Origin of the sequence: uncultured Pseudokineococcus sp., assembly GCF_947495735.1 — a bacterium.
In the GTDB taxonomy this organism is placed as follows: domain Bacteria; phylum Actinomycetota; class Actinomycetes; order Actinomycetales; family Quadrisphaeraceae; genus Pseudokineococcus.
In genome coordinates this window covers 442,347-457,318 of sequence record NZ_CANMAA010000002.1, presented here as the reverse complement: position 1 = coordinate 457,318, position 14,972 = coordinate 442,347, and the positions used below count along the sequence as shown (strand labels likewise).

12 protein-coding genes are annotated in these 14,972 nt (G+C 77.0%); 6 read left to right on the top strand and 6 right to left on the bottom strand.

Going from position 1 to position 14,972, the window contains the following annotated elements:
* Positions 1–4: 4 nt before the first annotated feature.
* The 3 genes from Q0848_RS04965 to ettA are packed head-to-tail and all read left to right on the top strand — an operon-like array spanning position 5 to position 5,244.
* A complete protein-coding gene (locus Q0848_RS04965; RefSeq protein WP_299035657.1) occupies positions 5–1,765 on the top strand; it encodes a GTPase domain-containing protein in 1,761 nt (586 codons plus the stop codon).
* On the top strand, positions 1,762–3,552 hold the full coding sequence (locus Q0848_RS04960; protein WP_299035654.1) for a GTPase: 1,791 nt from the start codon (positions 1,762–1,764) through the stop codon (positions 3,550–3,552). The genes Q0848_RS04965 and Q0848_RS04960 overlap by 4 nt, the downstream gene beginning before the upstream one ends.
* 9 nt (positions 3,553–3,561) lie before the next feature.
* Complete coding sequence (ettA, locus tag Q0848_RS04955; protein WP_299035651.1) at positions 3,562–5,244, top strand: energy-dependent translational throttle protein EttA; 1,683 nt, start codon at positions 3,562–3,564, stop codon at positions 5,242–5,244.
* Positions 5,245–5,326: 82 nt separating this feature from the next.
* Here ettA and Q0848_RS04950 read toward each other — a convergent pair whose 3' ends face one another.
* Positions 5,327–6,295, bottom strand: a complete 969-nt coding sequence (locus tag Q0848_RS04950) for an acyl-CoA thioesterase II (RefSeq protein ID WP_366146435.1) — start codon at positions 6,293–6,295, stop codon at positions 5,327–5,329.
* Between the two features lie 317 nt (positions 6,296–6,612).
* On the opposite strand from Q0848_RS04950, the gene Q0848_RS04945 reads away from it, so the two are divergent.
* Positions 6,613–7,110, top strand: a complete 498-nt coding sequence (locus tag Q0848_RS04945; protein ID WP_299035646.1) for a thioesterase family protein — start codon at positions 6,613–6,615, stop codon at positions 7,108–7,110.
* Positions 7,111–7,176: 66 nt separating this feature from the next.
* Here Q0848_RS04945 and Q0848_RS04940 read toward each other — a convergent pair whose 3' ends face one another.
* The 5 genes from Q0848_RS04940 to Q0848_RS04920 all read right to left on the bottom strand — a co-directional run bounded on the left by Q0848_RS04940 (position 7,177) and on the right by Q0848_RS04920 (position 13,311).
* A complete protein-coding gene (locus Q0848_RS04940) occupies positions 7,177–8,319 on the bottom strand; it encodes a sugar-binding domain-containing protein (protein ID WP_299035643.1) in 1,143 nt (380 codons plus the stop codon).
* A gap of 110 nt (positions 8,320–8,429) precedes the next feature.
* The gene (locus tag Q0848_RS04935; RefSeq protein ID WP_366146434.1) at positions 8,430–10,139 is read right to left on the bottom strand and encodes a glycoside hydrolase family 13 protein; all 1,710 of its coding nucleotides are present in this window, start codon (positions 10,137–10,139) and stop codon (positions 8,430–8,432) included.
* A 110-nt stretch (positions 10,140–10,249) separates the two neighbouring features.
* The gene (locus Q0848_RS04930; RefSeq protein ID WP_299035637.1) at positions 10,250–11,080 is read right to left on the bottom strand and encodes an alpha/beta fold hydrolase; all 831 of its coding nucleotides are present in this window, start codon (positions 11,078–11,080) and stop codon (positions 10,250–10,252) included.
* Between the two features lie 23 nt (positions 11,081–11,103).
* Positions 11,104–11,505, bottom strand: coding sequence for a globin (locus tag Q0848_RS04925; RefSeq protein WP_299035634.1), 402 nt, complete (start codon positions 11,503–11,505; stop codon positions 11,104–11,106).
* 69 nt (positions 11,506–11,574) lie between these two features.
* Positions 11,575–13,311: an SDR family oxidoreductase gene (locus tag Q0848_RS04920; RefSeq protein ID WP_299035631.1), complete on the bottom strand. Its 1,737-nt coding sequence runs from the start codon at positions 13,309–13,311 to the stop codon at positions 11,575–11,577.
* A 115-nt stretch (positions 13,312–13,426) separates the two neighbouring features.
* Here Q0848_RS04920 and Q0848_RS04915 point away from each other — a divergent pair, with 115 nt between their 5' ends.
* Complete coding sequence (locus Q0848_RS04915; RefSeq protein WP_299035628.1) at positions 13,427–13,912, top strand: hypothetical protein; 486 nt, start codon at positions 13,427–13,429, stop codon at positions 13,910–13,912.
* The gene (locus Q0848_RS04910) at positions 13,909–14,922 is read left to right on the top strand and encodes a hypothetical protein (RefSeq protein ID WP_299035623.1); all 1,014 of its coding nucleotides are present in this window, start codon (positions 13,909–13,911) and stop codon (positions 14,920–14,922) included. The genes Q0848_RS04915 and Q0848_RS04910 overlap by 4 nt, the downstream gene beginning before the upstream one ends.
* The last annotated feature ends 50 nt before the right edge of the window (positions 14,923–14,972 follow it).

The window sequence follows — 14,972 nt, the reverse complement described above, 5'->3', positions numbered from 1 at the left end:
CGCCGTGAGCGACGCGGGCGACGGCGGCACCCTCCTGCGAGCTCTCGAGCGCCTCCGGGACGACCTGGCCGAGCTGCACCTGCCGCTGGACCTGCCCGACTCCCAGCGCGGCCGCAGCGGCGCGGGGGCCGTGCGCGACCAGCTCGACGACTACCTGCTGCCGCGGCTGCGCCAGGCCGACGCGCCGCTGCTCGCCGTCGTCGGCGGGTCGACGGGCGCCGGCAAGTCGACGCTCGTGAACTCGCTGCTGCGAGAGCGCGTCACGCGCGCCAGCGCTCTGCGGCCGACCACGCGCGCGCCCGTCCTGGCCCACCACCCCGACGACGCCGAGTGGTTCACCGGCGACCGCGTGCTCCCGGCGCTCGCCCGCAGCACGGGGGAGGACGAGCCGTCCAGCCCCGCGACGGCGGACTCGCCCGCCGCGAGCGCCCTGCGCCTGGTGTCCTCGCCCGGGGCCCCGGCCGGGCTCGCGCTGCTGGACGCCCCCGACGTCGACTCCGTGGTCGACGCCAACCGCGCGCTCGCCGCGCAGCTGCTCGGTGCCGCCGACCTGTGGATCTTCGTGACGACGGCCTCTCGCTACGCGGACGCCGTGCCGTGGGAGCTGCTCGCCGGCGCCTCGCGACGCGGTGCCTCCGTGGCCGTGGTGCTCGACCGCGTGCCGGCCGGTCCGGGGGACGCCGCCGTCCTGCGGGAGGTCCGCGCGGACCTCGCCGGGATGCTGCGCGACGGCGGGCTGGGCGCCGCGCCGCTGTTCTCGGTGCTGGAGACGACCCCGGGCGACGACGGGCTGCTGCCCGAGGACGCCGTCGAGCCGCTGCGGCGCTGGCTCGCCGGCCTGGCCGGGGACGCCCGCCAGCGCGCCCTCGTGGTCCGCCGCACCCTCACCGGGGCGCTGGACGCCCTCCCGCGCGAGCTCGCCCCCGTGGCGGGCGCGGCGGCCGGGCAGGCCGCCGCCGTCGCAGCGCTGCGCGACGACGTCGTCACCTCCTTCGCGCAGGGGCGCGAGGAGCTGGAGACCGAGCTGACGGACGGCACGCTCCTGCGCGGCGAGGTGCTCGCGCGCTGGCAGGAGTTCGTGGGGACGGGGGAGTTCTTCCGCTCCTTCGACGCGGCGGTCGGGCGCGTGCGCGACCGCCTCGGGGCCGTCGTCCGGGGGCGTCCGGCGCCCGGGCCCGAGCCCGTCGGGGAGGCCGTGCGCTCCGGCGTCGCGGCGCTGGTCCGTGCGCGCTGCGCCGCCGCGCTGGACCGCACGCGCGACCGGTGGACGGCGCGGCCGGCCGGCGCGCAGGTCGTGGCCGTCGCCGGGCCGGTGCTCGACCTGCCGGCGGACTTCGACGAGCGCGTCGCCCGGCTCGTGCGCGACTGGCAGCGCGGGGTGCTCGACCTCGTGCGCGCCGAGGGAGAGGGGCGCCGCACCCGCGCCCGCGTCCTGTCCTTCGGCGTCAACGCCCTCGGCGTCGCCCTCATGGTCGTGGTCTTCGCCAGCACCGCGTTCATCCCCACCGGGGCCGAGGTGGGCGTGGGCGTCGGCGCGGCCGCCGTCGGGCAGCGGGTCCTCGAGGCCGTGTTCGGCGACGCCGCGGTGCGGGCGCTGGCCGAGCGCGCGCGGGCCGACCTGCTGCGCCGCGTCGACGAGCTCGTCGACGCCCCGCGGCTGCGGCTGCTGGAGGTGCTCGAGTCGACCGGCGTCGACGTCGGGGCCGCGGCTCGGCTCGAGCAGGACCTCGCCGAGGTGGCGGCGGCCCGCGAGGAGACCCCGTGAGCGCGCGCACCGGTCTGCCCGGCCGTCGCCGCGCGCCCGAGGGAGCCGCGCATCCCGTCGACGGCGTCGCGCTCGTCGCCCGCGTGGACCACCTGCGCTCAGCCCTCGAGGTCGGCGGCGAGCGGCTGGAGCCGGACGCCGTCGAGCGGGCCCTGCCGGTGCTCCAGCGCGCCGAGGACCGGCTGCGCCTGGGCAGCGCCCGCACGGTCGTGGCGCTCGCGGGCGCCACCGGCAGCGGCAAGTCGAGCCTGTTCAACGCCCTCACCGGCCTCCCGCTCTCCCAGGTCGGCGTGCGGCGCCCCACCACCTCCCGCCCCACCGCCTGCGTGTGGGGGGCCGAGCCCGCCGAGGAGCTGCTGGACTGGCTCGAGGTGCCCCAGCGGCACCGCACCGCCCGGGAGAGCGCGCTCGACGCCCAGGACGAGCAGGACCTGCACGGGCTCGTGCTGCTCGACCTTCCCGACCACGACTCCACGGCCGCGGCCCACCGGCTCGAGGTGGACCGCCTGGTGCGTCTGGTGGACCTGCTCGTGTGGGTCGTCGACCCGCAGAAGTACGCCGACGACGCGCTCCACGCGCGCTACCTGCGCCGCCTCGCCGGGCACGAGGACGTCGTCCTGCTCGCGCTGAACCAGGTGGACCGCCTCGGCGCCGACGACGCCCGCGCGGCCGAGGCGGACCTGCGCCGCCTGCTCGCCGAGGACGGCCTGGCCGGCGTCGAGGTGCTCCCGGTCTCGGCGCGCACGGGGGCGGGGCTGCCGGACCTGCGCGCGCGGCTCGCCGACGCCGTCGCCGCCCGGGCGGTCGCGCTGCGCCGCACCGAGGCCGACCTCGAGGGCGTGCGCGCGGACCTGGCGGGCAGCACCGCGCAGGCGCCGCGACCGGCGCCGGCGCCCGAGGAGGTGCCCGGGGCCGACGAGCTGGTCCGCGCGCTCGGCGCCGCGGCGGGCGTGCCCGCCGTCGTCGACGCGGTGGAGGCCGACCACCGCCGTCGCGCCGAGCGCCGCACCGGCTGGGTGCCGCTGCGCTGGACGGGGCGGCTGCGACGGGAGCCGCTGCGCCGCCTGGGGCTCGAGCCGCGGCGCGGCTCCGCCGTCGCCGAGCACGACGCGGAGGGCGTCGACGACCTGGTGGTCAGCTCGGTGCCCGCGCCGTCGCCGTCCCAGCGCGCCGCCGTGCAGCTCGCCGGCCGTCGCGTCGGCGAGGAGGCGGGGGCGGGGCTGCCGCCGCGGTGGGCGCGGGCCGTCCGCGACGCCGCGGCCCCGGCCGGGCACGACGTGGCCGACGCGCTGGACCGCGCCGTCGTGGGCGTCGAGCTGCCCCGCGCCGCCCCGCGCTGGTGGGCCGTCGCCGGCGTGGCCCAGGGCCTCCTGGCCGCTGCGGCGCTCGTGGGCCTGCTGTGGCTGGTCGGCCTCGGGGTGGCGGCCTGGCTGCAGCTGCCGCCGCTGCCGGTGCCCGCCGTCGGGCCCGAGCGCACGGACGGCGAGCGCCTCGTGCCGCTGGCCACGGCGCTCCTGGTCGGCGGGCTCGTGCTCGGTGCGCTGCTGGCCGCGGCGTCCGCCCGCCTCGCCGCGCGCGGTGCCCGCCGCGCGCGGCGGGCGGCGCAGGGGCGCCTCGACGACGCCGTGCGGGGCGTCGCCGCCGACGCCGTGCTGACGCCGGTGGTCCGCGTGCTCGACGAGCACGAGCGGGTGCGCGCCGCCCTGGCGCCCGCCGGCGCCGCCGGTGAGGGGGCCGGCGCACGAGCCGGGTCGTCTCGGTCGGGACGGCGGCGCCGCGGCCACTAGCCTGCAGGCATGGCCGAGTTCATCTACACCATGACCAAGGCGCGCAAGGCGCACGGCGACAAGGTCATCCTCGATGACGTCAGCATGTCGTTCTTCCCCGGCGCGAAGATCGGCGTCGTGGGTCCCAACGGCGCCGGCAAGTCGACGATCCTGAAGATCATGGCGGGGCTCGACCAGCCCTCCAACGGCGAGGCGCGCCTGTCCCCGGGCTACAGCGTCGGCATCCTCGAGCAGGAGCCCCAGCTCGACGCCGGCAAGGACGTCCTCGGCAACGTCAAGGACGGCCTGGGCGACATCGTGCGCAAGAAGGAGCGCTTCGACGCCATCGGCGTCGAGATGGCCGAGCCGGACGCCGACTTCGACGCCCTGATGACCGAGATGGGCGCGCTGCAGGAGGAGATCGACTCCGCCGACGCGTGGGACCTCGACTCCCAACTCGAGCAGGCGATGGACGCCCTGCGGTGCCCCCCCGGCGAGGCCGACGTCACGGTCCTGTCCGGTGGTGAGAAGCGCCGCGTGGCGCTCTGCAAGCTGCTGCTGTCCAAGCCCGACCTGCTGCTGCTGGACGAGCCCACCAACCACCTCGACGCCGAGAGCGTGACCTGGCTCGAGCAGCACCTGGCGGCCTACCCCGGCGCCGTCCTCGCCGTGACGCACGACAGGTACTTCCTCGACAACGTCGCGCAGTGGATCGCCGAGGTCGACCGCGGGCGCCTCTACCCCTACGAGGGCAACTACTCCACCTACCTGGAGAAGAAGCAGGCCCGCCTGCAGGTGCAGGGCAAGAAGGACGTCAAGATGGCCAAGCGCCTGGCGGACGAGCTCGAGTGGGTGCGCAGCAACGCCAAGGGCCGCCAGACCAAGTCCAAGGCGCGCCTGGCCCGCTACGAGGAGATGGCGGCCGAGGCCGACCGCACGCGCAAGCTCGACTTCGAGGAGATCCAGATCCCGCCGGGCCCGCGCCTGGGCAGCCAGGTGATCGAGGTCTCCGACCTGCGGAAGGGCTTCGGGGACCGGGTCCTCATCGACGGCCTGTCGTTCACGCTGCCCCGCAACGGCATCGTCGGCGTCATCGGCCCGAACGGCGTCGGCAAGACGACGCTGTTCAAGACCATCGTGGGTCTCGAGGAGGCCGACGGGGGCACGGTCAAGGTCGGCGACACGGTCAAGATGAGCTACGTCGACCAGGGCCGGCAGGGGCTCGACCACAGCAAGACGCTGTGGGAGACCGTCTCCGACGGGCTCGACTGGATCCACGTCGGCAACGTCGAGATGCCCTCGCGCGCCTACGTCTCCGCGTTCGGGTTCAAGGGCCCGGACCAGCAGAAGCCCGCCGACGTGCTCTCCGGTGGTGAGCGCAACCGCCTCAACCTGGCGATGACGCTCAAGGAGGGCGGCAACCTGCTGCTCCTCGACGAGCCGACGAACGACCTCGACGTCGAGACGCTCGGCAGCCTGGAGAACGCGCTGCTGGAGTTCCCCGGCTGCGCCGTCGTGATCTCCCACGACCGGTGGTTCCTCGACCGGGTGTGCACCCACATCCTCGCCTACGAGGGCACCCCGGAGAACCCGTCGAGCTGGTACTGGTTCGAGGGCAACTTCGACGCCTACGAGGCGAACAAGGTCGAGCGGATGGGCCCGGACGCCACGCGCCCGCACCGCGTGACCTACCGCCGCCTCACGCGCGACTGACGCCACCCGGCGGCACGACGACGGCCCCTCCCGCTGCGCGCGGGAGGGGCCGTCGTCGTCTCGCGGGCCGAGCCCGCGGGGCTCAGCCGACGATGCCGGCGCCGGCTCCCGGGCGGGGCGGGCGGACGAGGCCCTCCTGGGCCACGGAGGCCACGAGCTCGCCGTCGCGGGAGAAGACCTGCCCGGTGGCGAGGCCCCGGGCGCCCACGGCGGTGGGGGAGACTTGCCGGTAGAGCAGCCACTCGTCGAGGCGGGCGGGGCGGTGCCACCAGAGCGCGTGGTCCAGGCTCGCGACGCGCAGGCCGCGCGAGGCCCAGGTGAGCCCGTGGTGGGCCAGCACCGGCTCGAGCAGCGAGTCGTCGCTGGCGAAGGCGAGCACCGCGCGGTGCAGGGCGTCGTCGTCGGGCAGCGGCGCGGTGGTGCGCAGCCAGACCGCCTGGCCGGTGCCCGGGGGCAGGACGCCCTCGGGCACGTGCCGCAGGTCGATCGGCCGCGAGCTCGCCCAGCGCTTCGCCCAGGCGCGCGCGGCGTCGTCCAGGGAGCCGGGCACGCGCCACGCCGGCGGCGCGTCGGGGGTCCCCAGCAGGTCGACGGTCGAGCGCAGCTCCTCCGGGCCGGGGACGTCGGGGGCCGCCACCTGGTGGTCGACGCCGTCGGCCGGCGCCTGGAACGAGGCGATCATCGACAGGATCGGGCGGTCGTGCTGCAGCGCGTGCACCCGGCGGGCGCTGAAGGAGCGGCCGTCCCGCAGCCGCTCGACGGCGAAGGTGATGGGCAGCGAGGAGTCCCCGGCCCGCAGGAAGTACCCGTGCATCGAGTGCACCGGTCGCGGCGCACCGCCGGCGGGCGGCGGCGGGTCCCCGGGCGCGACCTCGCCGGCGCGGCCGTCACCCACGGTGCGGGTGGCCGCGACGACGGCCTGGGCGACCACCTGGCCGCCGAAGACGCGGCCGTGCGGCTGGGGCAGGCTCTGGCCGACGAAGACGTCCTGGTCGCGCTCGTCGACGCCGCGCCCCTCCAGGGCGAGGACGTCCAGGAGGCGCTCCAGCAGGCGGCGTCCCGGGCTGTCCTCGGAGGCCTCGCCGTCGGGTGCGGCGGGCCAGGTCGGGATGCCGGCCGGTCGGTCGTCCTGGGGTGCGGTCGAGCTCGCGCCCGCCGCCTCGTCGTCGCGTCGGTCCACCACGGCGCACGACCGTACCGGCGCCGGGCCCCGCCGCCCCGCGGGAGGTCCGCCGCCGACGTCGCGGCGGCGGTGCCGACCCGCGGCAGCAGCCCACGACCCCGTGGGGAGGTGCAGGTCCCCCCGAGCGGTCGACGCCTCCGCGGGCCGTGGACGGCGGTGCCGCCGGCGCCTGGGACGATGCCCGCATGCCCGCTCGTGAGGTCCCCGTGCCGCTGCGCTGGTCCGACATGGACGCCTACGGACACGTCAACAACGTCCAGTACGTGCGCCTGCTCGAGGACGCCCGCATCCTCGCCTTCCGGACCCCCCACGGGGAGGCGACGTCGGAGTCGCCGGTGCGGACCGGGACGATCGTCGCCCGCAACGAGGTCGAGTACCTGGTGCCGCTGAAGTACCAGTACGAGCCCGTCACCGTGCGCCTGTGGGTCAGCCGCACCTCGGGCGCGAGCTTCGACATCGGGTACGAGGTGCGGGGCCGGGCCGCGGACGCGCCGGACCCGCTGACCGGGGACGCCGAGGGCTGGGTCACCTACGCCCGCGCCGAGTCCACGATCGTGCTCTTCGACATGGACGCCCACCGCCCGCGGCGCATCACGCCCGGCGAGAGCGAGATGTTCGCGCAGATGTCCGGCCCGCCCGTCGAGCTGCGCCGACGCGCCCGGGAGCGCGCCGCCCAGGCCTGAGGACCCCCCGCGGACGGCGCTGCTGAAGGGGGACGCGCGACGACTCGCCCCGAGGGCGCGCGGGACCTACCGCCGGGCGTCGTCGGCAGCGGGAGGTGCGCCGTCGTCGAGGTCCTGGGCGTCGAGGTACTGGGCGTCGAGGTCCTGGGCGTCGAGAGATTGGGCGTCGCGGCCGGCGGGCAGCTCCTCCGGGGCCAGCGCGAGCAGCGCGTCGGCCAGCTCGGCGTCCGCCACCAGGGTCGTCACCCAGCCGGTGCGCACGGCGGCCAGCACGGCGGACGTGCGCGCCGCGCCGTAGGCGACGGCCACCACCTCGGGGACGCCCTCGAGCTGCTCCAGCTCGAGGGCCATCACGCGGTCGTCGAAGGCGCTGGGGACCCGGCGCCCCTGGGCGTCGAGCAGGCGCCCGCTGATCTCGGCCACCGCGCCGTCGCGCAGGCCGGCCTCGCGCTCGGCCGCGCTGACGGCGGGCCAGATGGTCGACAGCGTCGCGCCCCAGCCGCCCACGGCGACCACCGCCGTCGTGAGGTCGTCCACGCGACGCAGGGCGCTGCGGATGCCCGGGTCGCGCCGCAGCGCCGTGGCGGTCTCGGCGTCCGCGGTGACCAGCGGCGCGTAGACGGGCAGCGCGCGCCCGCCCGCGACGGCGGCGACGCGACGGACCACCTCCACGGTCCCCGAGCCGGCGTCGTGCAGGGCGCCGGCCAGCTGGACGACCGTGCACGGGGGCAGGCGCTCCAGCGACTGGGCGGCGTGCGCCAGCGTGCGGCTCCACGTCAGGCCGAGGACCTCGCCCTCGACGAGCAGCTCCTCCAGGAGGGCCGCGACGGCCGCGCCCAGGTGCCGGCGCACCACGGACCCGTCGCCCGTCGGGGTCTCGACCACGACGGTGCGCTCGAGCCCCAGCGCGGCGGCCAGCGCCACCGAGCGCTCGGGGTCGGTGCCGCCGGGGACCACCACGCTCACCCGGACGACGCCGCGCTCGGCCGCCTCGTCCAGCAGCCGGGCCACCTTGAACCGGCTGATCCCGAGGTCGGCCGCGATCTGGACCTTGCTGTCGCCGACGACGTGGAAGCGCCGGGCCACCTCGCCGAGGAGGACGAGCCCCGTCGGGCCGGGCGGGTGGCCACCGGGGCGCGGGGCGCTGCTGGTGGAGGTGCCGGCCCGCGCCGGTCGCGACCTCGGGGGAGGCGGGCTCTCGTCGTCCACGGTGACGACCTCTCATCTGCGAGCAGTCCCCGCTCAGGTGAGCGGGTCGCGACTGTAGCGCGCCGACCGCGGGCGCCGCGGCGTCTCCGGGGCGCCCGCGGTCGAGGGACTCAGGCCGTCGCGGCGGGACCGCGCAGCCAGGCCGTGGTCGTCGGCGGCAGCAGGCGCGCCTCGCCGTCGTGACCGAGCTCGCCGCTGACCAGCAGCACCTCCGCGCCGTCCGGCAGGCGGACCGGCTCTCCGCCGAGGTTCGCCACGACGAGCGCCCCGCTGCTGCGGAAGGCGAGCACGCCGCCCTCGACCTCCGCCGCGCCGTCGAGGTCGGTCCAGTCCAGCCCCGGCGAGGAGCCCAGCGCCAGCTCCCGGCGCAGGCGCAGCGCCGCGCGGTACATCTCGTACGTCGAGCCCGGGACGTCGCGCTGCCGGTCGAGGGCGAGCTCGCCGTAGACCGCGGGCTGCGGCAGCCAGGAGGCGGCGGTGGGCCCGAAGCCGAAGGAGGGGGCGTCGCCCTCCCACGGCACCGGCACGCGGCAGCCGTCGCGGCCGTTGACCTCGTGCCCCGTGCGCTCCCACGTGGGGTCCTGGCGCGCGTCGTCGGGGACGACGCCGTCGGGCAGCCCCAGCTCCTCGCCCTGGTAGACGTAGGCGCTGCCCGGCAGCGCCAGCATGAGCAGCGTCGCGGCGCGGGCGCGCTGCAGCCCCACCGCCGGGTCGGGCTGGTCGTCGCCGGCCGCGAGGCCGTCCGGGTTGCCGCCGGCGGTGCTCAGGCCGAAGCGGGTGGTGTGCCGCACGACGTCGTGGTTGCTGAGGACCCACGTGGGCGGGGCGCCGACGGCGGCCATGGCCCGCGAGGTCTCCTCGACCTGCGCCTTGAGCGCGGCGGCGTCGAGCGGGGAGACCAGGTAGCCGAAGTTGAAGGCCTGGTGCATCTCGTCGGGGCGCACGTAGCGCGCCAGCCGCTCGACCGGGTCGACCCACGCCTCGGCCACGAGCATGCGGTCGCCCTCGTACTCGTCGAGGACCGCGCGCCACGCGCGGTAGACCTCGTGGACGCCCTCCTGGTCCCACATCGGCGGCGGCGTGCGCGACTCCCCGTGCTGCCCGGCGAGCGTGCCGGTGATCATCTCGGTCTCCGCGTCCCACTCGGGCAGGCCGTCGGCCTTGACGAGGCCGTGGGCCACGTCCACCCGGAAGCCGTCGACGCCGCGGTCCAGCCAGAAGCGCAGGACGTCCTGGAACTCCCGGACGACCTCGGGGTTGCTCCAGTCCAGGTCGGGCTGGGAGGAGTCGAACAGGTGCAGGTACCACTGGCCGGGGGTGCCGTCGGGCTCGGTGGTCCGCGTCCACGCCGGGCCGCCGAAGACCGAGCGCCAGCTCGTGGGCGGCAGCTCGCCGTGCTCCCCGCGGCCGTCGCGGAACAGGTAGCGGGCGCGCTCGGGGCTGCCCGGCCCGGCGGCCAGGGCCGCGCGGAACCAGGCGTGCTCCCACGAGGTGTGGTTGGGGACGAGGTCGACGACGACCCGCAGCCCCAGCTCGTGCGCGCGGGCGATGAGGGCGTCGGCGTCCGCCAGCACGCCGAAGCGCGGGTCCACGTCGCGGTAGTCGGCGACGTCGTAGCCGGCGTCCAGCTGGGGCGAGGTGTAGAAGGGCGACAGCCACAGCGCGTCGACGCCCAGCTCGGCGAGGTGCGGCAGGCGGGCGGTGATGCCCGGCAGGTCGCCCATGCCGTCGCCGTCGCCGTCGGCGAAGGACCGGGGGTACACCTGGTAGATCACCGCGGAGCGCCACCACTCCCCGCGGCCTCCCGCGGTGGTGCTCACCTGCTGGTCGGCGTCGGTCTCAGGGGCGCGGGCGGCGTCGGTCGTCGTCACGCGCGACGACGCTACCGGCGCTCTGCGGGCTCGCGCGCACCGTCCACCCCGTGACGGGGTCAGGCGCCGCTGACCTCCCGGAGCCAGTCCAGCGCGACCGGCAGCGCGTCGAGCACGGCGACGTGGCCGTCGCGGGGGCGCACCCACAGCTCCGCGCGCGGGCAGCGCCGCAGCAGCCAGTCGCTGTGGGACGGCGGGACCACGCGGTCCCGGCCGCCGTGCACCAGGAGCACCGGGCACCCGACCCGGGCGACGTCGAAGCCCCACGGCGCGGCGAGGGCGACGTCGTCGTCGACGAGCCCGTCGGGGCCCTCGGCCGCCGCGCGACCCACGTCCTCGCCCAGCGGGGCCCACCGCCCGGCGAGCGCCGCCCAGTCGGTGTCGACGAAGCTCGACTCGTCGAACCGGTCGTGCTCGACGTAGCGGGCTCGGGCGTCCCGGCCGCGGCGGGCCGCGCGCAGCGGCCCCTCGTCCGCCATGCCCTCGTACCAGGGGAAGTCCGCGGTGAAGGGCGCGGGGCCGGCGAGGGAGACCGCCCCGAGGACGCGGTCGGGCAGCAGCGCCGCGCACGCCAGCGCGTGCGGCCCGCCGCCGGAGGCCCCGACGACCGCGAGGCGGGAGAGGCCCAGGGCGTCGGCCACCGCGGCGACGTCACCGGCCGCCGAGGCGACGTCGCGCCCGGGGGACGGCGTCGACCCGCCGCAGCTCGGGCGGCCGTAGGACACGACGCGCAGGTCGCGGCGCGCGGCCGCCGCCAGCACGGGCTCGAGCAGCGCGCCGGTCTGCGGCGAGCCGTGGTGCCACACGAGCGCCGGGGCGTCACCGCCGCTGCCCGAGTCATGGACGCGCAGGACGCGACCTCCCACCTCGACGTCCCGCGCGGTGACCACCCGCGGAGGCTACGGCCGCGGTGTCAGCCGTCGAAGGTGTTCAGCATGCTGTGCGCGGCCCGCTCGAGGTAGTCCCACAGCTCGGCGTGCAGCAGCGGCGGCAGGTCGAGGGAGTCGACCGCCGCGCGCATGTGCAGCAGCCAGCGGTCGCGCGCCACGGGGCCGACGGCGAAGGGCGCGTGGCGCATCCGCAGCCGCGGGTGCCCGCGCTCGTCGGAGTACGTCGTCGGCCCGCCCCAGTACTGCTCGAGGAACATCCGCAGGCGCACGCGCGCCGCGGGCAGGTCCTCCTCCGGGTACATCGGCCGCAGGACGTCGTCGCCCTCGACGCCGTCGTAGAAGCGGTCGACGAGGGTGACGAAGGTGTCGTGCCCGCCGACGGCGTCGTAGAAGGTCTCCTGGCCGCCCGGTCCCTGGATGCGCACGTGGTCAGTCTCGCCCAGCCCCGGCGGTGCCCGGACCGCCGGGGCCTCGCCCTCAGACCGCCTGGACGCTCACGACGTCTGGGCCCGGCCCTCGGCGGCGGCGGCCTGGTCGCGCATCAGGGCGTCGGCGTCGGGGTTGGCGCGAAAGGCGGCCTCGGCCGCCTGGGCCACGTTGCGCTGCATGCCCCCGAAGACGACGGCGTGGAAGGGCACGATCGCCGTCCAGTACAGGCGGCCCGGCAGCCCGCGGGGGTGGAACAGCGCCCGCTGGTGGAAGACGACGGCGTCGTCGGCCACCTCGGCGCCGAGCCGCCCGGCCTCCTTGGCCTCGGCGCCCGTCTCGACGGACAGGTCGAGCCAGGCGAGCCCGGGCAGGCGCATCTCGGCCCGCAGCCGCAGCAGCCGCCCGCGGTCCACGGCCTCGACCCGCCACCAGTCGAGGGCGTCGCCGACGGACAGGTGCAGGGGGTCGCGGCGCCCGCGGCGCAGCCCCGGCCCGCCGAAGACCTGGTCCAGCACGCCACGGGTCCACCACCCGAGCTGGAAGGAGTACCAGCCGTTCTCGCCGCCGATGCCCTGCAGCACGGCCCACAGGTGCTGGGGCGGCGCGTCGACGACCGTGCTGCGGTCGTCCTCGTACAGCACGCCGCCGGCCCAGTCCGGGTCTGTCGGCAGCGGCTCGCTCGGCGCCCCGCGCAGGCTGGCCGAGCGCCACGTCGTCTCCACCTGCAGCTCGCGGATGCGCGTCAGCGCCAGGCGCACCGACTCGCGGAAGTCGATGAGCCCGCCCTCCGGGTCCGGGACGTGGGAGCGGATGTCGCTCTCCTTGCAGACCACGTCGTGGACGAGGCTGCCGACGAGCGGCTGGGCGATCTTCTTGGGGACCGGCGTCACCAGGCCGACCCAGCGCGAGGCCAGGCGGGGGGTGAGGACCGGCAGCGGCACGATGACGCGGGGCTTCAGCCCGGCGATCGCGGCGTACCCCTGCATCATCTCGCGGTAGGTCAGGACGTCGGGGCCGCCGATGTCGAAGCCCCGGTTCGTGCCCTCGGGCAGGCGCGCGGCCCCCACGAGGTAGCGCAGGACGTCGCGCACGGCGATCGGCTGGATCCGCGAGCGGACCCACTTGGGCGTCACCATCGCGGGCAGCATCTCGGTGAGGTTGCGCATCATCTCGAAGGACGCCGAGCCGGAGCCGATGATCACGGCCGCCTTCAGCACCACGGACGGCACCCCGGACGCGAGGAAGATGTCCCCGACCTCCTTGCGCGAGCCCAGGTGCTCCGAGAGGTGCTCGCCCTCGGGGTAGAGCCCGCCCAGGTAGACGATGCGCCCGACGCCGGCCTCCCGCGCCGAGGAGGCGAAGGTCCGCGCCGTGTAGCGGTCCAGCTGCTCGAAGTCGCGGCCCGAGCCGAGCGAGTGGATGAGGTAGTAGGCGACCTGGACGCCGTCCAGGGCCCGGCGCAGGTCCGCGGCCTCGTTGGCGTCCGCCTCGACGAGCTCGACGTCGTCGGCCCACGGCCGGTCGGCGAGCCGCTCGGGGTGGCGCGCCATCGCGCGGACCCGGTAGCCCGCGGCCAGCAGCTGCGGCACCAGGCGCCCGCCGATGTAGCCGGTGACCCCCGTGACGAGGACCAGCGGCGGCCTCCCGTCCGCGCCCAGGGGCGCGTGCACGTGCTCGTCGACCGCGGTGGCGTCGGAGGCCACGTCGCCGCCGAGGCGCTCGGTGTCGCCGATGTCGCCGTCCCCCGGACCGTGCACCCGCTGGTCGGACGTGCCCGCCGTCTGGTCTGCGCCGCTCGTCATGGGCCCATGGTCGCCCCGGGGCCCCGCGCCCGCCCGGTGGTGACGTCACCACTCGCACGGGTGCGATCCGCCCGACCGCGGTGCCCCGGGGACGCCGCCACGGCATCCTCCGGCCGTGGCGGGAACAGGGGCGCGGGCGACGGGGGCGGAGCTCGTGGTGGACCTCGAGGCCTTCCCGCGCACCTGGCGCCTGCCCGTGTCGCGGTGGTTCGCGTGGGTGATGCTCGCCATGGCCGCGCTCGGCGCCGAGAGGCTGGTCTCGGGGGCCGTGGGAGTCGTCGACTGGGCGGGTGTCGCCGTCGGCGGCGCCCAGCTCGCTCTCGGGGTCGTCGGGGCCACCGTCACCCGCCGTGCACGGGTCGTCCTCGAGCCGCTCGGGTACCGCGTCGGAGACCCCGCGCTGCGCGGCCGGCTGCGGCCGTGGTCCGGCGTCCTCGAGGTCCGCCCTCCGGGCCGGTGGACGGAGCACGCGGAGATCCGCGGGACCAGAGCGGCCGACGGCCCCGTCGCGCTCGCGGACATGTCGGCCGAGCAGGCGGCCGAGCTGCAGCGTCGGCTGGTGGAGGCCCGGTCCGCGGCCGGCGTCCGGAGCGACCCGTGAGCGGCGCACGGCAGGACCACGCCCGGGAGGTGCGCGTCGACCTCGACGGCATCGGCCGTCGCTACCCGGTGGCGACGGGGCGGGGGTGGCCCTACCTCCTCTCCGTGGTGCTCCTCTCGCTCGGCGCGCAGGTGCTCGTCCGTGCGGCCCTCGACACCGCCGGTCTCACCGCAGCGCTGCTGGGCGGGCTGGCGCTCCTCGTCGGCGGCGGTGGTGCGGCGCTCGTCGGAGCACGTGCGCACCTCCGCCTCGAGCCCGCCGGCTTCCGCCGCCACGACGGCCTCCGCTACGGACGCCGTCTCCGGTCGTGGTCGACCGTGCGCGAGGTCCGACCGTCGAGCCGGTGGAACGAGCACCCCGAGCTGCGGGGGACGAGGGCGTCCGACGAGCCCGTGGTGCTGGTCGGCATGACGGACGACGACGCCCGGGAGCTGGGTCGACGGCTGGAGGCCGCGCGCTCGGGGAAGACGAGCTCGGTGCCGGCCGAGGCGGACGACGGGGCGTCCTCGACGAGCGGAGCGCGCTCTCCGGTGCCGGACGGCCTGGTCCTCGACCTGGGGGACCTCCCGCAGGTGCTGGCCACTCCTCTCGGCCGCCCCCGCTCCCTCGTCGCGTGGGCCGTCGGAGCTGTCGTCGCCGTCGTGGTCCTGGCGTGGACGGCGCTGAGCTGGGCGCTGGGGGACGGGCCCCACCTCCTCCCCCTCGTCGTGGGGGGCGTGCTCCTCCTGCAGTCGTGCGTCCGGCTCCTCGCCGGTCGGCGTGAGCGCGTGCTGCTCCGCCCCACGGGCGTCGTCGTCGCCGGGGACTCGGACGACCGCGAACGTCCGTGGACCGGCAGCCTCCGGGTGCGCCCGCCCAGCCGGTGGGCGAGCCCGCCGCAGCTGGTCGGGCTGCCGGGCGGTCCTGTGACGCTGTGGGGGTACGACGACGAGCAGGCCCGCGAGCTGCGTCGCCGGCTGGAAGGTGCGCGAGCCCGAGCCGCCCGGGACCGGGTCGAGCGACCGCGGTGAGCGCGGCCACGCCTCGGGTCTCGAGAGCGACGAAGCGCAGGTCTGAGCCG

Coding starts and splice junctions, on each gene's coding strand:
- ettA (WP_299035651.1), top strand. CDS start 3,562: ATGGCCGAGTTCATCTACACCATGACCAAGGCGCGCAAGGCGCACGGC.
- Q0848_RS04945 (WP_299035646.1), top strand. CDS start 6,613: ATGCCCGCTCGTGAGGTCCCCGTGCCGCTGCGCTGGTCCGACATGGAC.
- Q0848_RS04920 (WP_299035631.1), bottom strand. CDS start 13,311: ATGACGAGCGGCGCAGACCAGACGGCGGGCACGTCCGACCAGCGGGTG.